The 21,990-nt window shown below is 63.0% G+C and carries 21 protein-coding genes and 9 tRNA genes; 4 read left to right on the top strand and 26 right to left on the bottom strand.

Features of this window, described 5'->3' with window-relative positions:
* Positions 1–45: 45 nt before the first annotated feature.
* The 15 genes from ABE423_RS10920 to ABE423_RS10850 form a co-directional block, all read right to left on the bottom strand.
* Positions 46–2,001 (bottom strand): peptidyl-prolyl cis-trans isomerase, encoded by a 1,956-nt coding sequence (locus ABE423_RS10920; protein WP_346486014.1) that lies wholly within the window; start codon positions 1,999–2,001, stop codon positions 46–48.
* A gap of 182 nt (positions 2,002–2,183) precedes the next feature.
* Positions 2,184–2,260: transfer RNA gene (locus ABE423_RS10915), tRNA-Asp, on the bottom strand.
* A gap of 106 nt (positions 2,261–2,366) precedes the next feature.
* Positions 2,367–2,443 (bottom strand) — tRNA-Asp (locus ABE423_RS10910).
* Between the two features lie 26 nt (positions 2,444–2,469).
* A tRNA-Val gene (locus tag ABE423_RS10905) sits at positions 2,470–2,544 on the bottom strand.
* Positions 2,545–2,555: 11 nt separating this feature from the next.
* Complete coding sequence (locus ABE423_RS10900) at positions 2,556–2,828, bottom strand: HU family DNA-binding protein (RefSeq protein ID WP_004146343.1); 273 nt, start codon at positions 2,826–2,828, stop codon at positions 2,556–2,558.
* Between the two features lie 217 nt (positions 2,829–3,045).
* Positions 3,046–5,496 carry an endopeptidase La gene (lon, locus tag ABE423_RS10895; protein WP_049422624.1) on the bottom strand — a complete coding sequence of 817 codons (2,451 nt, stop codon included), beginning with the start codon at positions 5,494–5,496 and terminating at the stop codon, positions 3,046–3,048.
* Positions 5,497–5,638: 142 nt separating this feature from the next.
* Positions 5,639–6,928: an ATP-dependent Clp protease ATP-binding subunit ClpX gene (gene clpX / locus ABE423_RS10890; RefSeq protein WP_032129320.1), complete on the bottom strand. Its 1,290-nt coding sequence runs from the start codon at positions 6,926–6,928 to the stop codon at positions 5,639–5,641.
* 126 nt (positions 6,929–7,054) lie between these two features.
* Complete coding sequence (gene clpP / locus ABE423_RS10885; RefSeq protein ID WP_004146318.1) at positions 7,055–7,681, bottom strand: ATP-dependent Clp endopeptidase proteolytic subunit ClpP; 627 nt, start codon at positions 7,679–7,681, stop codon at positions 7,055–7,057.
* A gap of 76 nt (positions 7,682–7,757) precedes the next feature.
* Entirely contained in the window at positions 7,758–9,053 is a 1,296-nt protein-coding gene (gene tig, locus ABE423_RS10880; RefSeq protein ID WP_049400909.1) for a trigger factor, read from the bottom strand.
* 189 nt (positions 9,054–9,242) lie between these two features.
* Positions 9,243–9,327, bottom strand: a tRNA-Leu gene (locus ABE423_RS10875).
* A gap of 17 nt (positions 9,328–9,344) precedes the next feature.
* Complete coding sequence (locus ABE423_RS10870) at positions 9,345–9,833, bottom strand: hypothetical protein (RefSeq protein ID WP_346486011.1); 489 nt, start codon at positions 9,831–9,833, stop codon at positions 9,345–9,347.
* Positions 9,834–10,079: 246 nt separating this feature from the next.
* A tRNA-Lys gene (locus tag ABE423_RS10865) sits at positions 10,080–10,155 on the bottom strand.
* Positions 10,156–10,353: 198 nt separating this feature from the next.
* A tRNA-Lys gene (locus tag ABE423_RS10860) sits at positions 10,354–10,429 on the bottom strand.
* Between the two features lie 79 nt (positions 10,430–10,508).
* A tRNA-His gene (locus tag ABE423_RS10855) sits at positions 10,509–10,585 on the bottom strand.
* Positions 10,586–10,753: 168 nt separating this feature from the next.
* On the bottom strand, positions 10,754–10,978 hold the full coding sequence (locus ABE423_RS10850) for a hypothetical protein (protein WP_149908921.1): 225 nt from the start codon (positions 10,976–10,978) through the stop codon (positions 10,754–10,756).
* A gap of 435 nt (positions 10,979–11,413) precedes the next feature.
* On the opposite strand from ABE423_RS10850, the gene ABE423_RS10845 reads away from it, so the two are divergent.
* Together ABE423_RS10845 and ABE423_RS10840 are read left to right on the top strand one after the other, a co-directional pair.
* The gene (locus tag ABE423_RS10845; RefSeq protein WP_071228867.1) at positions 11,414–12,334 is read left to right on the top strand and encodes a hypothetical protein; all 921 of its coding nucleotides are present in this window, start codon (positions 11,414–11,416) and stop codon (positions 12,332–12,334) included.
* Between the two features lie 75 nt (positions 12,335–12,409).
* Positions 12,410–12,838 carry a hypothetical protein gene (locus tag ABE423_RS10840; protein ID WP_049400913.1) on the top strand — a complete coding sequence of 143 codons (429 nt, stop codon included), beginning with the start codon at positions 12,410–12,412 and terminating at the stop codon, positions 12,836–12,838.
* Between the two features lie 393 nt (positions 12,839–13,231).
* On the opposite strand, the gene ABE423_RS10835 is transcribed toward ABE423_RS10840, so the two are convergent.
* Positions 13,232–13,960, bottom strand: coding sequence for a hypothetical protein (locus ABE423_RS10835; RefSeq protein WP_346486008.1), 729 nt, complete (start codon positions 13,958–13,960; stop codon positions 13,232–13,234).
* A complete protein-coding gene (locus ABE423_RS10830; RefSeq protein WP_346486006.1) occupies positions 13,961–14,131 on the bottom strand; it encodes a hypothetical protein in 171 nt (56 codons plus the stop codon).
* On the opposite strand from ABE423_RS10830, the gene ABE423_RS10825 reads away from it, so the two are divergent.
* The gene (locus tag ABE423_RS10825) at positions 14,132–14,554 is read left to right on the top strand and encodes a hypothetical protein (RefSeq protein WP_346486004.1); all 423 of its coding nucleotides are present in this window, start codon (positions 14,132–14,134) and stop codon (positions 14,552–14,554) included.
* An 8-nt stretch (positions 14,555–14,562) separates the two neighbouring features.
* Here ABE423_RS10825 and ABE423_RS10820 read toward each other — a convergent pair whose 3' ends face one another.
* From ABE423_RS10820 to ABE423_RS10805, 4 genes are all read right to left on the bottom strand, one after another.
* Complete coding sequence (locus ABE423_RS10820; RefSeq protein ID WP_346486002.1) at positions 14,563–14,991, bottom strand: hypothetical protein; 429 nt, start codon at positions 14,989–14,991, stop codon at positions 14,563–14,565.
* A 144-nt stretch (positions 14,992–15,135) separates the two neighbouring features.
* Positions 15,136–16,089 (bottom strand): hypothetical protein, encoded by a 954-nt coding sequence (locus ABE423_RS10815; protein WP_346486001.1) that lies wholly within the window; start codon positions 16,087–16,089, stop codon positions 15,136–15,138.
* Positions 16,090–16,306: 217 nt separating this feature from the next.
* Positions 16,307–16,383: transfer RNA gene (locus ABE423_RS10810), tRNA-Arg, on the bottom strand.
* A gap of 39 nt (positions 16,384–16,422) precedes the next feature.
* A tRNA-Pro gene (locus ABE423_RS10805) sits at positions 16,423–16,499 on the bottom strand.
* A gap of 180 nt (positions 16,500–16,679) precedes the next feature.
* Here ABE423_RS10805 and ABE423_RS10800 point away from each other — a divergent pair.
* Positions 16,680–17,438, top strand: coding sequence for a Bax inhibitor-1/YccA family protein (locus tag ABE423_RS10800; RefSeq protein ID WP_049461430.1), 759 nt, complete (start codon positions 16,680–16,682; stop codon positions 17,436–17,438).
* A gap of 60 nt (positions 17,439–17,498) precedes the next feature.
* Here the strand turns inward: ABE423_RS10800 and ABE423_RS10795 are convergent, their stop codons facing one another.
* The 5 genes from ABE423_RS10795 to ABE423_RS10775 form a co-directional block, all read right to left on the bottom strand.
* A complete protein-coding gene (locus ABE423_RS10795; protein WP_346485999.1) occupies positions 17,499–18,248 on the bottom strand; it encodes a sulfite exporter TauE/SafE family protein in 750 nt (249 codons plus the stop codon).
* Between the two features lie 25 nt (positions 18,249–18,273).
* A complete protein-coding gene (locus ABE423_RS10790; RefSeq protein ID WP_346485997.1) occupies positions 18,274–19,182 on the bottom strand; it encodes a LysR family transcriptional regulator in 909 nt (302 codons plus the stop codon).
* 53 nt (positions 19,183–19,235) lie between these two features.
* Complete coding sequence (locus ABE423_RS10785; protein WP_110711216.1) at positions 19,236–19,979, bottom strand: cysteine hydrolase; 744 nt, start codon at positions 19,977–19,979, stop codon at positions 19,236–19,238.
* Positions 19,980–20,140: 161 nt separating this feature from the next.
* The gene (locus ABE423_RS10780; RefSeq protein WP_049400918.1) at positions 20,141–20,551 is read right to left on the bottom strand and encodes a hypothetical protein; all 411 of its coding nucleotides are present in this window, start codon (positions 20,549–20,551) and stop codon (positions 20,141–20,143) included.
* 131 nt (positions 20,552–20,682) lie between these two features.
* A complete protein-coding gene (locus tag ABE423_RS10775; protein ID WP_032129081.1) occupies positions 20,683–21,687 on the bottom strand; it encodes an isocitrate dehydrogenase in 1,005 nt (334 codons plus the stop codon).
* Positions 21,688–21,990: the final 303 nt, after the last annotated feature.

The raw sequence follows: 21,990 nt of genomic DNA, 5'->3' as shown, positions 1-21,990 counted from the left end.
GCCCGGCATTGCCGGGCCTTCTTCGATCCTGCCCCGCCGCGAGGCTTACAGGTTCTCTTCGGTGGTCTGGATCACGAACTTCCTGCGCATCGCCTCGACGTAGGCCTTGGCTGCGGCCATGCCGTCGATCTGGCTCAGCTGATCCTTGAGCTGCTTCTGCTGCTCGGCGGTCACTTCCTTGATGTCGCCCGGGTTGACCTTGTTCACGGCGAACAGCAGCGCGTGGCCGTTGACGTCGACCTTGCCGTAGCTCGGCTTGCCTTCCGCCGGCACCGGCGCACTGAAGATCGCGCGGTTGATTTCCGGGGTCGGCACCGGCTGGCTGCGCGGCAGGCCCGGCATCGGGCTCAGCTGCAGCTTCTCGCTGGCGGCCAGCGACTGCAGGGTGGCGCCCGCCTTCAGCTTGGCCAGCACGGCATCGGCGGCCTTGTCGCTGGCCTGGCGCTGGCGGTCGGCACGGATCGCGGCGATCACCTGCTCACGCGCCTTGTCCAGCGGCATCGCCTGCTCCGGGGTATGCGCGGCCACGCGGATGACCACGCTGTGGTTGGTGGCACCGCCCAGGGCGATCGGGTCGCTGGCAGTACCATCCTGCACCAGCACTTCGGAGAAGGCCGCACGCAGCACAGCCGGATCGGTGGCGATGCCACTGGCGGTTGCGCGGGTGATCGGGCCCAGGGTCTGCAGCGGCAGGTTTACTTCCTTGGCCGCAGCAGCCAGATCACTCGGGCTCTTGTTGATGGCATCGACCAGGTGGCCGGCCAGCTCGTTGAAGCCGCGCTCGCCGTCGGCCTTCAGCTGCTCGGCGGCCAGCGTGTCACGCACTTCCTCGAACGACTTGCCTTCGCCGCCACGCACCGCGGCGACCTTGATGACGTGGTAGCCGAAGTCGGTCTTGACCGGGCCGATCACGTCACCCGCCTTGGCGGCGAACAGGGCGTCTTCGAACGGCTTGACCATCGCGCCACGCTCGACCCAGCCCAGATCACCGCCCTGGTCCTTCGAACCCGGGTCTTCCGAATTGGCCTTGGCCAGTGCAGCGAAGTCGGCACCCGCCGCCTTGGCTTCGGTGGCGATCTTGTTCGCCTTGGCTTCGGCACCGTCACCGGTGATCAGGATGTGCGCGGCCTGGCGCTGTTCCGGCGAAGTGAACTTCGCCTTCTCGTCCTCATAGCGCTTGCGCAGGGTCGCTTCGTCGGCCGCGGTCGGTGCCGGCAGGTTGGCGCCATTGATCTCGACGTATTCCAGCGACACGCTTTCGGCCTGGCGGAAATCCTTGCCGTGGCTGTCGTACCACTGCTTGATCTGCTCATCGGTGACCGGCGCGGTATCGGCCGGAACCTCCGGCAGCGCGGCCAGTTCGACGTCGCGGGTCTCACCCAGCAGCTTCAGCAGGCGCTCGGTCTCGGCCTGGGTGACGAAGCCCGAATTCTGCAGGCCCGACGGGATCACCGACTGCTGCAGGCTCTCGCGCACCAGCTCCTGGAACTGCGTGGGGGTACGCGGCGGATTGCCACCGGCCAAGGCCAGGCGGTAGTTGTTCTCGTTGAACTTGCCGTTCGAATCGAGGAAGGCTGGGATGGTGGCGATGTACTCGCGCACCGCGCCATCGCCGATCACAACACCGGCCTGCTCGCCCACCAGGCGCACGACCTGCTCGTCGATCAGCTGATCGAGCACGGCCATCTTGTTTTCAGTGCTTTCGAACGCGCGCGGGTCGAAGTTCTCGCCCTGCTGCTGGCGCTCACGCATGCGCTCCTGCTCGAAGCGGGTGCGGAAATCCTGCGCGCTGATCTCGTGGTGCTGCCACAGCATGCGCACCGGCCACCACGACGGTGCCGAACGCCACCAGGTCGGAGGCGCGGAAACCTTGGCCACGTTCTGTGCGCCAACGCCACCCAGGTAGCTGTTGTCGATCACGAACAGGAACGGAATCATCAGCAGCCCCAGGATCACGGTGACGATCCAGCCTGAGGTCTTGTCGCGGAGTTTCTGCAGCATGGTGAGGAATCACAAGGCCTGATTGGCGAGCCCGGCAGTGTAACCCGCTTCGTCGCAGGGACCAAAAGCAGCGCCGGCGCGGCCTGCGCCGATCTCCGCGGACCTGTGCCGTCAGCACCTCGGCAGGCCTGCCGCAGGGCACAAAGAAAAAGCCCCCGGCTTGCGCCGAGGGCTTTTAAAGTTGGCGGAGCGGACGGGACTCGAACCCGCGACCTCCGGCGTGACAGGCCAGCATTCTAACCAGCTGAACTACCGCTCCGCGCTGAAACTTTGCAGGCGCCCAGTATATCCGAAGACTCCCTGGAAACCCAGCCCGATGAACACTTTTTTCAAAGTTTTTTCACAGGGACTTAAGAATTCTGCAATGGCGGAGCGGACGGGACTCGAACCCGCGACCTCCGGCGTGACAGGCCAGCATTCTAACCAGCTGAACTACCGCTCCACACTCAAACTTTTACCGCGGTGCTGTGGTGGGTGCTGAGGGTTTCGAACCCCCGACCCTCTCCGTGTAAAGGAGACGCTCTACCGCTGAGCTAAGCACCCCAGCGAGCCGCTTAGTTTACAGCATCCTTCAGGGCCTTACCAGCCTTGAACGACGGATTCTTCGAAGCAGCGATCTTGATGGTGTCGCCGGTCTTCGGGTTGCGGCCGGTGCGGGCAGCACGGTCGCGGACCTGGAAGGTACCGAAGCCAACCAGGGTGACCGCATCGCCGTCCTTCAGCGCCTTGGTGACGGCAGCAACGACGGCATCGACAGCGCGGCTGGACTCGGCCTTGGTCAGGTCGGCAGCTTCAGCAACGGCATCGATCAATTCGGTCTTGTTCATTCTCTACAACTCCTTTGGCGGTGGGTTCCGCTTATTCGACAGGGAAGCAACCGCACGCCTTCTGCATGCGGCCGCCATGTGGAAACGGTTCGCCGATTCAGTCATCGCTGACAGCGATCACTCATTCGCGAGTGCTGCTTTTATACCAGTGGCCCTACCCCCACGCAAGCTGGAAAGCCAGCAACGACGCGGGTTTCGGGCCATCGGACAGCGCGCGTCAATGCTTGACGCGCGCGCTTCCACTCGGTTTGGCCTTGCTGCGCACCGTGACACGCTGCGCACTCTTGCGCGCCTTCTTCGGTGCCAGCGGGCGCTCCAGCGCCAGGTCCAGGACTTCTTCGATGTACTTCACCGGCACGATCTCCAGATCGCGGGTGACGTTGGCCGGAATGTCTGCAAGGTCCTTGCGGTTCTCTTCCGGAATGATGACCGTGCGGATACCACCGCGCAGTGCGGCCAGCAGTTTCTCCTTCAAGCCACCGATGGCGGTGACACGACCACGCAGGGTGATCTCACCGGTCATCGCCACGTCGGCACGCACCGGCACCTTGGTCAGCATCGACACCAGCGAGGTGACCATTGCCGCACCGGCACTCGGTCCGTCCTTCGGCGTGGCGCCATCGGGCACGTGCAGGTGCACGTCGTGCTTCTGCAGGAAGTCGCTGTCGATGCCAAAGCCGACCGCGCGCGAACGCACCACCGACAACGCCGCCGACGCCGATTCCTTCATCACGTTGCCGAGCTGGCCGGTCAGGATCAGCTGGCCCTTGCCCGGCACCAGCGTCGATTCGATCTGCAGCAGATCGCCACCGACTTCGGTCCACGCCAGGCCGGTGACCAGGCCGATCTCGTTCTCTTCCTCGGCGCGGCCGAAATCGAAGCGACGCACACCCAGGTACTTGTCCAGGTTCTTGCTGGACACGCTCACCAGCGCCTTGGACTTCTTCGCGCCCTTCTTCGCCTTCACCGGCTGCGGGCCGGCCAGCGCGATCTCCTTCACCACCTTGCGGCAGATCTTGGCGATCTCGCGTTCCAGGTTGCGCACGCCCGATTCGCGCGTGTAGTAGCGCACGATGTCCTGGATCGCATCGCTGCCGATCTCCAGTTCTTCCGGCTGCAGGCCGTTGGCCTTGATCTGCTTCGGCACCAGGTAGCGGGTGGCGATGTTGAGCTTCTCGTCCTCGGTGTAGCCGGGGATGCGGATCACTTCCATGCGGTCCAGCAGCGGGCCGGGAATATTGAGCGAGTTCGAGGTGGCCACGAACATCACTTCGGACAGGTCCAGGTCCACTTCCAGGTAGTGGTCGTTGAACGCGTTGTTCTGCTCCGGGTCGAGCACTTCCAGCAGCGCCGACGACGGATCGCCACGGAAGTCCATCGACATCTTGTCGATCTCGTCGAGCACGAACAGCGGGTTCTTGCTGCCGACCTTGTTGAGGTTCTGCACGATGCGGCCCGGCATCGAACCAACGTAGGTACGACGGTGGCCACGGATCTCGGCTTCATCGCGAACGCCGCCCAGCGACATGCGCACGAACTTGCGGTTGGTAGCCTTGGCGATGGACTGGCCCAGCGAGGTCTTGCCCACGCCCGGCGGCCCGACCAGGCACAGGATCGGGCCCTTCATCTGCTTCACGCGCGACTGCACCGCCAGGTATTCAAGGATGCGCTCCTTGACCTTCTCCAGGCCGTAGTGGTCGGCGTCGAGGGTGTCCTGCGCGGCCTTCAGGTCCTTGCGCACCTTGCTGCGCTTCTTCCACGGCACGCCCAGCAGCCACTCCAGGTAGTTGCGCACGACCGCCGCTTCGGCCGACATCGGCGACATCTGCTTGAGCTTGTTCAGTTCATTGCGTGCCTTGGCTTCAACCGCCTTCGGCATGCCGGCTTCAGCGATCTTGCGGGCCAGCTCTTCCAGCTCGCCCGGTGCATCGTCCAGGTCACCCAGTTCCTTCTGGATGGCCTTCATCTGTTCATTGAGGTAGTACTCGCGCTGGCTCTTCTCCATCTGCGACTTCACGCGGCCGCGGATGCGCTTTTCCATCTGCTGCACGTCGATCTCGCCATCGACCAGGCCGACCAGCATCTCCAGGCGGTCACCGACGGCCAGCGTTTCCAGCAGGCGCTGCTTGTCGGCCAGGCGCACGCTGATGTGCGCAGCGATGGTGTCGGCCAGGCGGGCCGGCTCATCGATGCCCGACAGCGTCTGCAGCAGCTCCGGCGGCAGCTTGCGGTTGGTCTTCACGTACTGCTCGAACAGCGACATCAGCGAGCGGGCGATCGCCTCCACCTCGCGTGCTTCGCGCTCGTCGGTGGCGTCGATCTCCACGGCCTGGCCGTGCAGCGAGCCGTTACGCTCGTCGACGTGGGTGACCTGCACGCGCGACAGGCCTTCGACCAGCACCTTGATGGTGCCGTCGGGCAGCTTCAGCAGCTGCAGCACCTGCGCCAGCGTACCGACCTGGTAGAGGTCGGCCGCATGCGGGTCGTCGGTCTCGGCCGACTTCTGCGCCAGCAGCAGGATGCGCTTGTCCGCTTCCATTGCCTGTTCGAGCGCGTGCATGGACTTGTCACGGCCGACGAACAGCGGGATGACCATGTGCGGGAACACCACTACGTCGCGCAGCGGCAGGACCGGCAGGTCGAGGGTTTCACTTGGGGAACGGGCCATGGGGGCTCCAGGGAAGGGGAAAACCGCCTCCGGGAGGGCATCTTCCGGAGACAAAAAAAGCCGATGGCCCCGTTATGGGGCCATCGGCTTTCAGATGCAAGACATTCCTTGAAAATCCTTTCCAATCAACAACCTGGAAGGATCACTCGGCGCCTGCGGCCTTCTGTTCAGGGGCCGCCGGGGTCTGGTAGATCAGGTACGGCTCGGACTTGTGCTCGATCACCGACTCGTCCACCACCACCTTGCTGACGTTTTCCTGCGACGGCAGGTCGTACATGGTGTCCAGCAGGACCGATTCGACGATGGTGCGCAGGCCGCGTGCACCGGTCTTGCGCTTGAGCGCCTTCCTGGCGATGGCCGACAACGCGTCCGGACGGAACTCCAGCTCGACGTTCTCCATCTCGAACAGCTTCTTGAACTGCTTGGTGATGGCGTTCTTCGGCTCGGTCAGGATCCTGATCAGGGCCGGCTCGTCCAGCTCCTCCAGGGTCGCCACCACCGGCAGGCGGCCGACGAACTCGGGGATCAGGCCGAACTTGATCAGGTCTTCCGGCTCGACTTCGGCCAGCACCTTGCCCACTTCCTGCTTGCGCTCGCTGCTCTTCACCTTGGCGCCGAAGCCGATGCTGCCGACGTCGGTGGAACGGGCCTGGATCACCTTGTCCAGCCCGGCGAACGCGCCGCCGCAGATGAACAGGATGTTCTTGGTGTCCACCTGCAGGAATTCCTGCTGCGGGTGCTTGCGGCCGCCCTGCGGCGGAACGCTGGCCACGGTGCCTTCGATCAGCTTCAGCAGGGCTTGCTGCACGCCTTCGCCGGACACATCGCGGGTGATCGACGGGTTCTCGCTCTTGCGCGAGATCTTGTCGATTTCATCGATGTAGACGATGCCCTGCTGCGCCTTCTCGACGTCGTAGTCGCACTTCTGCAGCAGCTTCTGGATGATGTTCTCCACGTCCTCGCCCACGTAACCGGCTTCGGTCAGCGTGGTGGCGTCGGCCATGGTGAACGGCACGTTGAGCAGGCGGGCCAGGGTCTCGGCCAGCAGCGTCTTGCCCGAACCGGTCGGGCCGACCAGCAGGATGTTCGACTTCGCCAGTTCGACGTCGTCGTTCTTCTGCCGGCTCTCGATGCGCTTGTAGTGGTTGTACACGGCCACGGCCAGCGTGCGCTTGGCGCGGTTCTGGCCGATCACGTACTGGTCGAGGACCTCGAGGATCTCGCGCGGTTTGGGCAGCGAACTGCGCGCCGACTGCGCCTTTTCCTCAAGTTCCTCACGGATGATGTCGTTGCACAGCTCCACGCACTCATCGCAGATGAATACGCTCGGACCCGCAATCAGCTTGCGCACTTCATGCTGGCTCTTGCCGCAGAAAGAGCAGTAGAGGATCTTGCCGGTGTCCGTGGAACGACCTTGGCGGTCTTCGCTCATGCTTCGCTTACCCAGTTACCCCACCCGCTGAACGGGGGTTCGATTCGAGAATAGCACAGGGCCGAGGGGACACCAGTCCCGCCCGACCCTGCAGGAACGGGGCCTCCATGGCCCCGTGATGGCCGGTCAGCCGGCCTGGATCGACTCGTCCGGACGACGCTCCAGGACCTGGTCGACCAGACCATAGGCCTGCGCCTCGAAGGCGCTCTTGAAGTTGTCGCGCTCGGTGTCGCGGGCGATCGTCTCCAGCGACTGGCCGGTGTGCTTGGCCAGCACCTCGTTCAGGCGCGAACGCAGGGTCAGGATCTCACGCGCGTGGATGTCGATGTCGGTGGCCTGGCCCTGGTAGCCACCCAGCGGCTGGTGGATCATCACGCGCGAGTTCGGCAGCGCATAGCGCTTGCCAGCTTCGCCCGCGGCCAGCAGCAGGGCGCCCATCGAGGCGGCCTGGCCGATGCAGGTGGTGCTCACATTCGGCTTGATGTACTGCATGGTGTCGTAGATCGCCATGCCGGCGGTGACCACGCCACCCGGCGAGTTGATGTAGATGTTGATGTCCTTTTCCGGGTTCTCCGACTCCAGGAACAGCAACTGCGCCACCACCACGTTGGCCATGTGATCGTCGATCGGGCCCACGAGGAAGATCAGGCGCTCCTTCAACAGGCGCGAATAGATGTCGTAGGCACGCTCGCCGCGGCTGGTCTGCTCGACCACCATCGGAACCAGGTTCAGGGCTTTGGTTCGGTTGTCCATTACGTGAGGTACCTATCTTGGGGGGCAACAACCCCGCGCCGGCAAAGGCGCGGGGCATCCGGTGATCCGCCCGGGCTTACTGGCGGATCGCGTCCTGGAACGACAGCTTCTCTTCGGTGTGCTGGGCACGCTCGGCGATCCAGTCGATCACCTGCTCTTCCATCACACGGTTCTGCAGGCCAGACATCAGCTGGGGGTCGTTGCGGTACATCTCAATGACCTGTTCCGGCTCTTCGTAGGTCGAAGCGATCAGGCGCATCGTTTCGTTCAGGCGCTTGGCTTCCAGGCGCAGGTCGTTGATGCGGGCCACTTCACCGACCAGCAGGCCGACCAGCACGCGCTTGGCGGCCGCTTCCTTGAAGCCTTCGTGGGCATCGGCCGGGATCTCGCCGACGTTCTGGCCGTTGCGGCGGATCTGCTCGACCTGCTGGGCCAGCATGGCGCGGGCTTCGTTCTCGACCAGGCGCGGCGGCATTTCCACCGACGAGTAGGCGGCGATCAGCTGCTCGCCCACTTCGCGGCGCAGGCGGTTCATCAGAGCGCCCTTCAGCTCGCGCTCCAGGTTGGCGCGGATGTCGCTGCGGAACTGCTCGACGTCGCCGCCCTTCACGCCGAAGCTCTTGATGAAGGCTTCGTCGACCGCCGGCACGACCGGCTCGGACACTTCGGCAACCTTGACGGTCACCTGCACGGTCTTGCCGGCCAGCACCGGCACGCGCCAGTCAGCCGGGAACTCGACGTCCAGGGTCTTTTCTTCGCCCTTGGCCAGGCCGACCAGGCCCTTTTCGATGGTGTCGAACATCATGCCCTGGCCGAGCACGATCGAACCCTTCTCGGTGCCCTCGGCCGGCAGGCGCTCTTCGCCGGCCTGCGACCAGGTTTCCACCGCGACCAGGTCACCGTCCTGCGCGCCACGGCTGACCGGGGCCCAGGTACGACGCTGGTTCTGCAGGTTCTCGATCATCTGGTCGATGTCGGCGTCGGTGATCTCGGCGCTGTGGCGCACGACGGTCAGCTTGCTGACGTCGATATCGCCGAAGTCCGGCACCACTTCCACGGTGGCCACGAAGGAGAATTCACCCTCGTCGCCCTTGTCGATGCGCGGGCTGCCGACGATGCGCAGGTCGTGCTCACGCACGGCGGCATCGAAGGTTTCGCGCAGCAGGCCGTCCAGCGCCTCGCCACGGACCTGCGCGCCGAAGCGCTGCTCGATCACCTTGGCCGGCACCTTGCCCGGACGGAAACCCTTGATGCGGGTGGTACGGGCGATTTCGCCCAGGCGGCCGACGATGTGGCTCTGCAGACGCTCTTCCGGCAGCGAGAAGCTCAGGCGGCGTTCCAGGTTGCCGGTGGATTCGATCGAAGCTTGCATGTTGACTCCTGCCACCGGTGGCCCACGCCCCCGGCTCGATGATTGGGATGAAACGGTTGTAAGGACACGACGTCTGGGACGCGCCTGCTTGCCGCAGCCCTTTAGTTTCGCCCAATTCGGCCTGCACTGCCAGCGCGTGCCGGTCAAGGGGGCGCAGATGGCCCGATCAGGGCGGGGACAGGCCGGCACTGGTGCGAAAGGGGGGACTCGAACCCCCACGCCTTGCGGCACTGGAACCTAAATCCAGGGCGTCTACCAATTCCGCCACTTTCGCGTGGCCGGCTCAGGCGTTCATTGTCGCAGGCGGGGGCTGGAAGCGGAAGGCCTGCACAAAACTGAATCTGCCGCGATGCGCGCGGCCCCTGCATCGCTGCCGCCCCGGCGGGCGCACCACCCGCCAGGACGACTGCGGCTTACTGCTGCGGTACAGCGCGGGCCGGCGCCATGCCGGCATGTTCGGCGGGCGCCTCCCCCTTGCGGATCTCCACGCCCCCCGTCATCGGTGCGCCGCAGAGCCACCGACTCCGGCATGGCCTTGCGCACATCCACCGAACCGTCCGCATTGCGCTGCACATCCACCGCGTCAGGCAGGACCTCCGCTTCCGCAGGCTGAGCCGGCCGCATCTGCATGGCGTCACCCACCGGGCGCGCCGGAGTGCTCTCCGTGCCCGCATCGCGTTCAACGGTCTTCGCGGGATCATTGGCTGGCGCGCAGGCAGCCAGCGCCATCAACGCGAAGGGAACCCACAGCGTGCGGTGCAATCGATTGATATCAGCCATCAACATCTTCCTTCGTGCATGCGCCATCGGCGCGGAAGATCCATTGGGTGCGATACAGGACGCGATGCGGTGAGAAGCAGCGCACAGCATTGAAAACACTGATGACGCGTATGTCCCTGATTTCAGCATCGCTTCAGTAGATTCACGCCATGCGCCGTTTCAGCAGATCCACGCCATGCGTGGATGAAGCGCAACCCGGCGTGCAGACAAGAAAAAAGCCACTTGGATGACCAAGTGGCTTTTGTCTGGTGGGCTGTCAAGGATTCGAACCTTGGACCTATTGATTAAGAGTCAACTGCTCTACCAACTGAGCTAACAGCCCGAAATCGGGGCGCGAATTATGACCCGATCCGCTCGGTGGGTGCAAGCACTTTTTTCAACATCGTTGAAACCAGCACTGCGGTCCCGCTGCGTTGCAGATCCACGATCAGGCGGGGCTCTGCAACCTGTGATCCATCGGAACGATGGGAGTCACACTTATAAGAAAAAAGCCACCTGGGATACCAGGTGGCTTCTGTCTTGGTGGGCCGTCAAGGATTCGAACCTTGGACCTATTGATTAAGAGTCAACTGCTCTACCAACTGAGCTAACGGCCCGTGAAACTCAGACGCACATTGTAGCGTGCTTTCTGTTTATTGCAATACCGTTTCGGCTGCGCCGATGCGGTTGAATCAGTGGGGTGGCTGAGGGGATTCGAACCCCCGACCACCGGAATCACAATCCGGTACTCTAACCAACTGAGCTACAGCCACCACTGAAACTTTCGCTCCACCGCCGATGACGCTGACGCTGGACCTTGATGCTTTGCTAGCGGGTGGAACCAGAAGTCCGTCCCCCGAAGCGAGTCCGGCATTTTCCGGGAGTCGCGAAGGAATTGCAAGCACTTCTTCACATTGATGTGCAGGGGCCGGAACAGGAGATCAATGCTGCTCCGCCGAGGTCACGCGCGCGATGTCCGCATGCCCATCCAGGAATGACAGCGTGGCCTCCCCTTTCGGCGTGACCTGCAGCTGCAGGCGTGGCTGGCCCGCTCCGTCGAGCAACTGAAGCATCACGTTGCGCGACTGCGTCCTGCCAAGAAGCACTCGACGGGTAATCGCTTGCACACCCTGCGCGTGCAAGCGCTCATCGTCGGCCCAGAACATCGGTCGCAACTGTCCATCGGCGACATCGTTTCGATCACATCGAACGACGCGTTGCGTTCGGCCGTCACCCCCATCAGCAGGCCAGCAAACGCCCGCAAGGCGACAGCACCGCGGCAGAAGGTAAGCCGCCGTTGGCGCCTGCGCCGCCGATGTACTTCGACCAGCACCTGCTTCACCTCACCCACGCCGTTCGAATCTGCATCCATCCCGAGCTAGAGAAGGCGCGTGCCGCACGCACCGGATGTCAGGCGCTGGCGAACAGCCCGCCCGCCGTCGGGCACGCCCCGAGAGCATGAACGCTTAGTGAACAAATCGTGAATGAGTCTCAACTAGGGATGGGGGAGATCCATTCATACAACGTTAGCTGCAGGACATGGAACGCAGGGCGCGCGTTTGCAACCATGCCGGTTCCTGCAATGAAGGTGAGATCAATAGATGAGCAAGCGGCTAATCGGATTCGTCGCGCTGGCAGCCGTGCTGGCAGTGGCAGCCGTTGCAATGTCCGGCTACCGGCAGCAGGCAACTGCGGATGCCACGGCAGAGGAATCCGGGAAGAGTGGCAGCCTCGATGAACGGCCTGACCAGGGAAGGCAGCTTCCGGCGTCAGGTGCGGCGGCCGCGCAAAGGCTTGAGCGGGACAACAAAATCCCGCCGGGCTCGTACAAGGCCGTGGGCCCCAAGGCCTACGAAATCGTAAGAGGCAATGAGTTCCGGCCTCCCGGTGACGCGCTCGCCCACGTCAAGCAACTGATGCTGCGCTCCGAATCCGGAGATGCCACGGCAACCTACGAAATCTATCGAACCATCGAGCAATGCCAGACCTTCATCTCGGATCGCGCTGACAAGCTGGCGGATTCGGCCACCACGGTCGGGGCCGGCAACTGGTTCCTGGAGCGGTCGGAACGAATCCTCAAAGAGTGTGAGTCGCTGGCTCTGGATCAGGACATCTATCACGCCGATTGGCTTTCGAAGGCCGCCGCCATGGGCTCGCAGGAAGCGATGCGCGCCTACTCGCGATCGCCGGAGAAAGTCATCGGTTCGCTTGATGACGCAATCCGTGATCCCGCGGCGCTCGAGGCGTGGAAGGACACCGCCACCGGATATCTGCGCGAGCTGGAATCACAAGGGAACGTCAATGTCATCAGCGACATGGCGATGGCCTACACCTATGGCGGCATCGTTCCTGCGGATCCCGTTGCGGCCCTGGCGTACACCCGCGTCCTCAACCGGCTGGACCCACGTTTTGCCACCACCGATGACATTGCCAACCATGAGAAAAACCTGAGCAGCCAAGAGAAAGAGAAAGCCCGCATCTCATCGAACGAAATCTTCAAGAACTGTTGCATCCCACGATAAGGACCTATTGTGAAAGCTAGACTGATTGGGATTATCCCTTCGCTTGGTAGAAACTCCATTCCCGCCATTGCAGGCGTGCTGCTGTTCATGGCGGCCGGGAGCCTTCAAGCGAAAAAGCTTCCTGGCGTCATCAACTGCACCGCCGGATGCACGCTGACAACCCCGTATCCCGATCCGGTGACCAACCAGCAGCTTTCCCAAGAGGTCAAGAATCTCAATGCCGGCCGGACCACGGTCTGGACAGCCCAGACGCGCGTCCAGACCGGCGATGTCCTGACCGTCTGCAACGGTATTTCCTGCGTCAACTACACGTGGCGAGGTGCAGGTTTCGACTCCGGCGAAGTGATTTCGACCGTCCTCCCGCCCAACTCCCGCGGTGGTGGCGGCGGTGGTGGTGGCGGCGGTGGTGGTGGTGGCGGCGGCAGCGGCCCGATCAGCGGCGGCTGCCACGGCAACTGCGGCGGTGGCGGCAAGGTGCGGGTGGGCGAACTGGAACAGATGTGATCCATCCGGGGTGCACTCGACCAGAGTGCACCCATCGCGACCATCGCGACATGAGAAAGGCCAGCGCATAGCGCTGGCCTTTTTTCGTTGCCGGGCGCATTGCCCCACCCCAGGCGGCGCTGCTCAAGCACCTGCGGAGTGAGCCGATCGACGTCAGACGCCGGTCAACCGCAACCGGAATGACATCACGTCGTGCGACTGCACCCCATGCAAAGGGTATCTTTCATCGGAAAAGAGGAAGGTGGAATGCTCGCCACCCAGGGTCGTGCAGCCATCGAATGGGAACCAATGTTCACGGATGTGAGCACTTAAACCATTGATTCCAATGGCGCGCCCGACAGGAATCGAACCTGTAACCGCCGGCTTAGAAGTCTGTCTGACTCTAGATGCGAATCAAGGACTTGGTGTGACTTCATTTCTGGAGCATGGGGAGGCGGGCCATTGCGGCACAAGGGCAAGGCCTGGAGTTTTCTGGAGCATCCGTGCTTGCGACGGTTGCTGCCCGACCCTACCGGCCGCAACCTCTGACACTGCGCGCGCCAGCGATTCATCGGCGCTCTGCCGCAGTTGCTGCTCATGGCTGGCGTAGTCGTTGGCCGACTTCACCTGCTGGCGGTAGGTGCGTTCGATCGACAGCGCCTGCGACTGGTACTGCGTCAGGTTGGCCGTCATCAGCTGCGTGCTCACGTCGGCCATGAGGCTGGCGTAGTTGCCGAGTAGCCCGGTCACCTTCTGCACCTGGGTGGCCAAGTCCGTGCCGGCGACGCCGGCCAGGTCCTGGAAGTAGTCGACCGCCTTGTTGACCTTGTCGACCTCCAGCCCGTTGAGTGCTCGGCCCAGCTCATCGGCATTGCACACTGCCAGCGCGATCGACGCACTGAGCGCGGTGAACACGTCCGCCGACTCGAAGTAGCCATCGTGCTGGCCACCGAACCCCGCCGCCTTGACCGCCTCGGTATACAACCGATTGGTCATGTCGCTGAGGTAAGCCTCCAGCTGCGCTTTGGCCTCGCTGGAGTCCGCCGACAACTGGAGCTTACCCAGGTCAACCTTCACGCTGCCGAGCTTCTGGGTAAGGTCCACACCCAACTGCTTGGCCAGATCGGTCGCAGCACCACGCACCTAGCGCGCGGCCATATCGAACGTGCGATCGATGCCCGGATCCAGCGCGCCGAACTGCGTCCACTTCTTGTCGCTGCGGAACAGGCCGCCCTTGGCCTTGATATCCGCATAGCTCTGGCCGTCGAACCCGCCGAAGCCGTAGCTGCCGGTGATGCCCTGACCGACGCACACGTGGACGGCGAGGTGCTACGCACGAACCGCCGAAAGGGCAGCCGCGACAACCTGGTGCGCAAGGGCGCAGAAACCGAGGAGGCCATCGCGATGCTGCGGGCGCGGCGCGCGGCGATATGGGAAAAGAAGGGGGGAGTAATTCCGATCCGGGCCGAGGGCCGCTATCTGTTCGTCAGCGAGGACGGCGAGCGGTTGACCGAGGATGGTTGGCAGACTGCCTGGGGGCGCATGATGCGCAACGCGGTGAAAGACGGGATCCTGAGCCAAGATGATCGGTTCGGCCTACACAGCTTGAAACACAGAGGAGTGACCGACACCAAGGGGGATAAGAAGCAGGCGAGCGGCCACAAAACCGACGCGATGATGCACGTCTACGACCACTCGCTGCCTACAGTTCCTGAGTCCGGCTCCGACGACCGCTAACCCGGCCATCAATACGCGGGGCGATTTAGACGATCACCAAGGTAGTAAAGGCCCAGACCCGTTGCAAAGACCAACTGCCAGAATAGACAAAGCAAACAAAAAATAAATGCCCATTTACCATATGCCGCTAGCGAGCCAAGAACGCTGAAAAAACCCTGAGCGGTCAGGCCTGCAAAGACGCAAACGATCAAAAGAGCAAAGCTCTCCCAGCACAAGAAGGCAAACAGGTAAGCGAGAAACCTGCGACGGGTCAATCCTATCTCGTTCTGATGCCCACCAATGTCGACCTTCAACGTTGGTGACGGAGAGGGCATCACAGTGTCAATGTCAGGTCGATTAAAAGTGGCGATTGCCGCAAGAGCCGCAATATAGAATCCCGGCAAAACTGAAAAAACTATAATCAGCCTATCCAACAAACCCGACGCACCAGCGATCATGCCAGGGCGCCCGAGAACCCATAGAAGAACGCTGGTCCCGGCCGAAAATATACCTGGATAGAACCAGTCGAACACCCACTTAGATTCGTGTTTTATCCTGAGATACGCGAGCGGCGAGAATATTAGGGAAAACATATCAACACCTCAAACCAGTTTTCGCATCAATCCAATGATAACCGGGTTAATTTGCGCGAAGGCTGTAGGCAAATTCCCCAGACCGGTAAGCCGTTCCTTTCTAACATACAAGCCGGCGGATAAGAGCCCGTAATTCTTAGACATCACGCTCACTGTACGGTCCACGTTCGTATCAGTCTTAAACTTGATCCTAGCAAACTCATAATCGTTCGCCTTGCCAGGAAGAACCGAATCCAACAGGGCCTTCGCTTTGTCCAAAAGCTTATTCGGATTGGGCTTGAGAATCACAGCGGAGCGCTCTTCAATAATTTTATTAGCCGCATCCCAGCTCGCCCCTTTCTTTTTCTGGGTATACAACTCAACCTGCTGGAGCTCACCGCTTTTCAGATCCTTGATAAATTCGGAAGAGGGATGACCCAGCAGTTCAACACTAGGGTACGCCTTAACCTTCAAAAAGTTTCCTGCAGCGTCCTTCTTTCCAACAGGATCATCCACCCAAAAATCCTTGAACACCTTGCTGTAAGCACGGAACATTTTATTCAAGAACACGACAACTTTGGACGCAGGAATGCCAGGCGCCGACTCAAGTAAGAAGGGGCATGGTGCGGAGTTTTTAGCGTTGCCATACTCCCAAATAATGTGCGCGGTGTGCTCAAGGCCTTCGTCACCGACCTTGTTTTCAACCCGCCTAGCGCCTTTTAGCCAGTCAGTGAACGTAGGGTCTGCCGCCTCAGGATCTGCAAAGCCGATCAGCATTTCACAGCGGCTGGCACTAACCGTCATATCGGCTATGTAGAAGACCTGCTTCTTCGAATTGACGACGTAAGCTTTGTTTGCGGTGAAGAACTTGAGGACGGTCTGCGCCAGCTTCTCGTGCGGGAAAGGCGCCAATCCCTTGTATTTTCTACTCTTCGTCTCCGTAACAACATCAAAGAAGAAGACGTCTCGCTCATCCTTCTGCATTGCTCTGCCCCTGTCCGTAGATCATCTCGCAGGATTTTCGCACAGAGCGAGACCGATATGAACGAACCTTAACTTCAAGAGCTAGCTGGTGCCGTGCCAGTGTTCCAAGCACTGTTCGACGCTCAGGTGCGCATGTTGGACCACCGCCTATTTCCGGAGCCATTTCCGGATAGCGGTCAGGATGGATATAAAAGACAGAGTAAACCATTGATTTCAATGGCGCGCCCGACAGGAATCGAACCTGTAACCGCCGGCTTAGAAGGCCGGTGCTCTATCCAGTTGAGCTACGGGCGCCCGAACCGGAACGGTGTCCAATCCGACGTGATGTGGGATTGGTCGGGGTAGAGGGATTCGAACCCCCGACATCCTGCTCCCAAAGCAGGCGCGCTACCAGACTGCGCTATACCCCGGTCTTGCAATCCCCTCGGGCCATGCCCGGGGAGCTGGTCATTGTCGCCAAGCGCATTGGGAACTGTCAACGCAGGATGCGCAGATCCGGCGCCTGCCACAACGCCGAAAGCAGTCATCGGCTATGCTCACGCCCATCGGCCGGATGGCCGTCCTGACCTTCATTCGCACGGAGAACGCGTATGCGCAGCGGCAACCCGGCTCTTTCCGAGTCCACCTTCCTCGACCTCGCCAGTGGCTCGGTGGTGACCAGCCCCGACCAGGCCATGACCCTCAACGGTACCGTCAACAAGACCGGCTTCCTGCTGCTGTTGACCGTGCTGACCGCCGCCTTCGCCTGGAACCAGACCATCGATGACTACGGCCAGGTCATGGCCGGAGCCAAGCTGTATGCCATGGGCGGCGCCATCGGCGGCCTGGTGCTGGCGCTCATCACCGTGTTCAAGAAGGAGTGGTCGCCGGTCACCGCACCGATGTACGCGCTGGTGGAAGGCCTGTTCCTGGGCGCCATCTCGGCCGTGTTCAACGCCAAGTTCCCGGGCATCGTGTTCCAGGCGGTGCTGCTGACCTTTGGCACCCTGTTCGCGCTGCTGTTCGCGTACCGCAGCGGCCTGATCAAGGCCACCGAGAACTTCAAGATGGGCGTGGTCGCCGCCACTGGCGGCATCGCCCTGCTCTACCTCGCCTCGTTCGTGCTGGGCTTCTTCAACATCGACGTGCCGGTGATCCACGACTCCGGCTGGCTGGGCATTGCTTTCAGCCTGTTCGTGGTGGTCGTGGCCGCGCTGAACCTGGTGCTGGATTTCGACTTCATCGAAACCGGTGTCGCCCAGCGTGCACCGAAGTACATGGAGTGGTATGGCGCATTCGGCCTGATGGTGACCCTGGTCTGGCTGTACGTTGAATTCCTGCGCCTGCTGTCGAAGATCCAGCAGCGCTGAGCCGAAACATGCCGTAGACGACAAAGGGCGCCCTTCGTGGCGCCCTTTTTCGTTCTTCCCTCAGCGCGCCAGCAGTACCGGCAGCGACGACGCCAGCAACGCGATGCCTGACGCGGTCAGCAGGCCCAGCACGACCTGCCGGAAGCGTGCCTCGCTGATGCCGATGTAGACCCGCGCGCCCAGCAGGGTCGGCACCAGCATGGCCGGTGCCACGATGGCGAAGTGCGGCAACATCTGCCGGCTCACCAGGCCGCTGCCGACATAGGTGGCCATGGTCACCGCCAGCATCGCCAGGTTGAAGTTCTGGATGACCGCGCGCTGCTCGTCCTTGCCGAAGCCTCGCAGGGTGCTCCACAACGTCGGCACCGGCCCGGCAAAGCCGCCGATGCCACTGAGCACGCCACCGGCCATGCCAGCAATCGCATCACCGATACGGCCGCCGACGCGGACCGGAGGCAACGAGCGCGCCATCAGCATCACCGGGCACCACAGCGCCAGGAAGCCACCCAGCAGCGCCTTGAACCAGTCCATGTCCAGCTGTGGCAGCACCGTCACGCCCAGCGGAATGCCGGCCAGCCCACTCAGCACGAACGGCAGCAGCAGGCGCAGGTTGAAACCGCGGCGCACGGTGAACACTGCGACCAGCTGCCCGACCAGCGCACCAAACACCGAAAGCGTCGCCGCCAGCCGCGGCTCCAGTCCCCACGCCCAGAACGACATCGCCACCATGCCAAAGGCGAAGCCGGACAGGCCCTGCACGAATCCGGCGACGATCGCGCCCAGCGCGACCAGCAGATACACCGACTCCATCACCACCTCGGTTGCTGCCGCGCGACTACCCCGCCGCGCCCACCTGTGCAGCGTAGTGCGCCGCAAGGTGCTCGACCAGCGCACGCACCTTCGGCGCCAGCGCCCGCGCGTGCGGATACAGCGCGAAGTAGCGCCGCTGTCCGGCGTGCCAGGCGGGCAGCACGCGGATCAGGCGGCCGGCACGCAGGTCCTCCTGCACGGTCAGCGCAGTGAACAGGCTGATGCCCATGCCAGCCAACGCAGCGGCATACAACGCTGGCGTCGCATCCACCCGCAGGCGCTGCCCCGCCTCGATGCTCGCGGCGGCACCGCGTGGCCCCTGCAGCTGCCAGGGCGACATCGCCGCTGTGGGACTGAAACCCAGCAGCGTGTGCTGTGCGAGGTCCGAAGCCTGCCGGGGCAGACCGTGCCGCGCCAGATAGGCCGGTGCGGCGACCAGGATGCGTGGGCAGCTGGCCAGCTCGCGCGCGACCAGCTGGCTGTCCGGCAAGGAAGGCGCGATGCGCAGCGCCAGGTCGAAGCCGCCACCGACGACATCGACCAGTTGATCATCCGCCGACAGGTCAAGCGCGACCTGCGGGTAGCGCTGCAGGAACGACGGCAGCCAATGCGGCAACTCCTGGCTGGCGACCACCTGCGGCACGCTGATCCGCACGATGCCACTGGGCTGCGCCTGCCCTGCGCGTGCGCGGTCATCCGCTTCCTGCAGGCGATCCAGCAGCGCTGCCGCCTCGCGGTAGTAGTCGCGACCGGCTTCGGTCAGTGACAGCCGACGGCTGTTGCGATCGAGCAGTCGAACCTGCAGATGTTCTTCCAGCTGCCGCAGTTGCCGTGACATCGCCGAATGGGTGGTACCCAGTCGTTCGGCGGCGGCGGTGAAACTGCCTGCATCGACGATGGCGCGCAGCGCACGCAGGGCGGCGAAATGGTCCATCGGCGGGCAGCTCCAGGTGGCGGGGCCCGCGGCGTGCGGGCCCCGTCAGCTTATCAAGCGCCGTCGCCGGCCTTGCGTACCGGCAGGGCCAGGATTGCATCGGTGCCCAGGACGTCGCCGAAGGTGTCTTCAATCTGCGCCAGCGAGGCGTCATGCAGCGCGCGATGACCGATGCGCTGGCCTCCGGCAAGATCCAGATCACGGCTGGCAGTTGCATCGGACGACACGATGACACGGTAGCCACGCGGTGCCGCTGCGGCATCGCGGGCGGCACCGGCCACGCAGGCATGGGTCTGCAGGCCGGTGACGATCAGGGTGTCGATGCCGGCATCCTTCAGCACCTGGTCGAGCACTGCGGCCGAGTCACCGGCGAACACGCTGACGTTGTCCTTCTGCACCACGGTCTCGCCCTTGCGCGGCTGCAGGTCGCGATGGAAGGCGGCATTGACGCTGCCCTGCGCGAACAGCGGCGCACCCGCCGGCAACACGTGCTGCACATGGATCACGCGGATGCCGTGGGCATCGGCGAACTCGACCACCCGCTTCGCCTGCCGCAGTGCGGCCACGCCATCGGGGATGACCATACGGCCACCGGCGAAGCCCGGCGCAGCGCTGCCGTCGAAGTATTCGTTCTGGAAGTCGATCACCAGCACGGCGGTCTTCGCCGCATCCAGCGAAGCCACAACGGGTGCGCCAGCCATGTGGCGGATGGTGGGATGGGCCGGTTCGGCAGCGGTGACGGGGGTAACGGTGGCCATGCCGATCAGGCTGGCCAGACCAAAGGCGGTGAGGTTCATGTTCAAGCTCCTGTGCGGTGGAAAGTGGGCACATGATGCGGAGCGGACGGCGCACGAACCAGCCATGTAAAAGCACATGATCTGTGCAAATTTCGCACAGAATGTCCTTGTAGCGTCGAGCCATGCTCGACTACGCAGGAGCAGTCGAGCATGGCTCGACTCTACTGGGCCAGCTTGACCCCATTGAGTCGCACGATCATCGCGTGGTCACGACCCAGCACCACTTCGGCGGTATTGCTGCCCGCGCGCACGGCACGTGCAAGGCCCGCCGGATACTTCACTGGGACGCCGGCCAGGGTCTGCACATGCTGGGCCGGAGAGATCCTGCTCCTGATCACGAACTCGGCACAGCTGCCTTCGAGCAGATACACAGGCGACCCTGCCGGAAATTCGATCAACCGCAGGATGCGCGCCTCGCTCTCCTGCATGCTGCGGAGGGGCGCCCCCTGCGTCCGCAGGCGGCGCAGCGCGCGCTGGGCGCGGGACCACGGCCAGTAGAAGATGGCGTAGATGGCCACGCCGACAGCATAGACGGCAACGGCCGCCACGACCCACACGGCCGCCTCAGGCATCTGAAAAAATCCTGTCGGTGAAAAACCGCAGTTGAAAACGCAGACGGGCCGTACAAGGACGGCCCGTCTTCAACGCATGCAGGCCCGGACTGGGCATCGCCGAGACGATCTCCAGCCGGAACGCCGGCCGCTTACAGGCGGCTGGCGATGGCCTGGGCAAAGCTCATGGTGGTGCCGGTGCCGCCCAGGTCGCCGGTCAGCGAATCCTTGGCTTCCATGGTCGCCACGATGGCCTTGCGCAGGCGCTCGGCATTTTCCGGCTGGCCGACATGGTCCAGCATCTGCGCGGCTGCCAGCAGCAGCGCGCACGGATTGGCCTTGCCCTGGCCAGCGATGTCCGGCGCGGTGCCGTGCACGGCTTCGAAGATCGCCGCGTCCTTGCCGATGTTGGCACCCGGGGCCAGGCCCAGGCCGCCGACGAGGCCGGCGCACAGGTCGGAGATGATGTCGCCGAACAGGTTGGTGGTGACGATCACGTCGAACTGTTCCGGACGCATCACCAGCTGCATGCAGCAGTTGTCGACGATCATTTCCTGGAATTCGATGTCCGGGTACTGCGCAGCCACTTCACGGGCGACATTCAGGAACAGGCCCGAGGTCGACTTGATGATGTTGGCCTTGTGTACGGCGGTGACCTTCTTGCGGCCGGTGCTCTTGGCCAGCTCGAAGGCGTAGCGCACGATGCGCTCGGAGCCCTTGCGGGTGATGCGGGTGCCGGAGAAGGCGGTCTCGCCGTCGGCCGACACTTCCTGGCCTTCGGCCAGGTAGGCACCTTCGGTATTCTCACGCACGGTGATCAGGTCGACGTTGTCGAAACGCGACTTGGTGTTCGGGAAGGTGTGGGCCGGACGCACATTGGCGTACAGGTCGAAGTGACGGCGCAGGCTGACGTTGATCGAGGTGAAGCCACCACCGACCGGGGTGGTCAGCGGGCTCTTCAGCGCGACCTTGTTGCGCGCGATCGATTCCAGGGTCACCGCCGGCATCAGGTCGCCGTGCTTTTCCAGGGCCACCAGGCCGGCGTCGGCGTCTTCGTACTCCAGGCCAGTCTTGAGCTGGTCGAGCACGAACAGGGTGGCGTCCATGATTTCCGGGCCAATGCCGTCGCCGCGGATGACCGTAATTTTCTGCGTCATTGATCGATGTTCCGAACAGGGGGAAAAACGCCGTCCGGACGTGCCCGGAAACGCCGGCGCAAAGGAAGTTTCACCGGCAATTATGCCTGAGCCGGGGCCGAGGTCCCAAATAGACCATGGTCCCAGTGCCCGGCTCAGGCAGAATTGCCCGCGCATCCCACCTTATCCCCGCGCCTGTCGGCGCGCCCCCTTGAACAACAAGGGGGCTCCTGGGCTGTGGGATCACGGGGAAGGCGCCCCGCACGTCCGGTAGTGGCGGGGGCCGGGGGGGGACCACACGCCAAAGGGGGGGTAAGAATTAAA

This window comes from Stenotrophomonas sp. TWI1409 (assembly GCF_039673015.1).
GTDB lineage: Bacteria > Pseudomonadota > Gammaproteobacteria > Xanthomonadales > Xanthomonadaceae > Stenotrophomonas > Stenotrophomonas maltophilia_A.
This window is presented reverse-complemented; position numbering and strand designations above follow the sequence as displayed.

What these genes read in the sequence shown, in the direction of transcription:
- ABE423_RS10920 (WP_346486014.1), bottom strand. Translation starts at nt 2,001, where the DNA reads ATGCTGCAGAAACTCCGCGACAAGACCTCAGGCTGGATCGTCACCGTG.
- ABE423_RS10900 (WP_004146343.1), bottom strand. Translation starts at nt 2,828, where the DNA reads ATGAACAAGACCGAATTGATCGATGCCGTTGCTGAAGCTGCCGACCTG.
- lon (WP_049422624.1), bottom strand. Translation starts at nt 5,496, where the DNA reads ATGGCCCGTTCCCCAAGTGAAACCCTCGACCTGCCGGTCCTGCCGCTG.
- clpX (WP_032129320.1), bottom strand. Translation starts at nt 6,928, where the DNA reads ATGAGCGAAGACCGCCAAGGTCGTTCCACGGACACCGGCAAGATCCTC.
- clpP (WP_004146318.1), bottom strand. Translation starts at nt 7,681, where the DNA reads ATGGACAACCGAACCAAAGCCCTGAACCTGGTTCCGATGGTGGTCGAG.
- tig (WP_049400909.1), bottom strand. Translation starts at nt 9,053, where the DNA reads ATGCAAGCTTCGATCGAATCCACCGGCAACCTGGAACGCCGCCTGAGC.
- ABE423_RS10870 (WP_346486011.1), bottom strand. Translation starts at nt 9,833, where the DNA reads ATGGCTGATATCAATCGATTGCACCGCACGCTGTGGGTTCCCTTCGCG.
- ABE423_RS10850 (WP_149908921.1), bottom strand. Translation starts at nt 10,978, where the DNA reads ATGTTCTGGGCCGACGATGAGCGCTTGCACGCGCAGGGTGTGCAAGCG.
- ABE423_RS10845 (WP_071228867.1), top strand. Translation starts at nt 11,414, where the DNA reads ATGAGCAAGCGGCTAATCGGATTCGTCGCGCTGGCAGCCGTGCTGGCA.
- ABE423_RS10820 (WP_346486002.1), bottom strand. Translation starts at nt 14,991, where the DNA reads ATGATCGCTGGTGCGTCGGGTTTGTTGGATAGGCTGATTATAGTTTTT.
- ABE423_RS10815 (WP_346486001.1), bottom strand. Translation starts at nt 16,089, where the DNA reads ATGCAGAAGGATGAGCGAGACGTCTTCTTCTTTGATGTTGTTACGGAG.
- ABE423_RS10800 (WP_049461430.1), top strand. Translation starts at nt 16,680, where the DNA reads ATGCGCAGCGGCAACCCGGCTCTTTCCGAGTCCACCTTCCTCGACCTC.
- ABE423_RS10795 (WP_346485999.1), bottom strand. Translation starts at nt 18,248, where the DNA reads ATGGAGTCGGTGTATCTGCTGGTCGCGCTGGGCGCGATCGTCGCCGGA.
- ABE423_RS10790 (WP_346485997.1), bottom strand. Translation starts at nt 19,182, where the DNA reads ATGGACCATTTCGCCGCCCTGCGTGCGCTGCGCGCCATCGTCGATGCA.
- ABE423_RS10785 (WP_110711216.1), bottom strand. Translation starts at nt 19,979, where the DNA reads ATGAACCTCACCGCCTTTGGTCTGGCCAGCCTGATCGGCATGGCCACC.
- ABE423_RS10780 (WP_049400918.1), bottom strand. Translation starts at nt 20,551, where the DNA reads ATGCCTGAGGCGGCCGTGTGGGTCGTGGCGGCCGTTGCCGTCTATGCT.
- ABE423_RS10775 (WP_032129081.1), bottom strand. Translation starts at nt 21,687, where the DNA reads ATGACGCAGAAAATTACGGTCATCCGCGGCGACGGCATTGGCCCGGAA.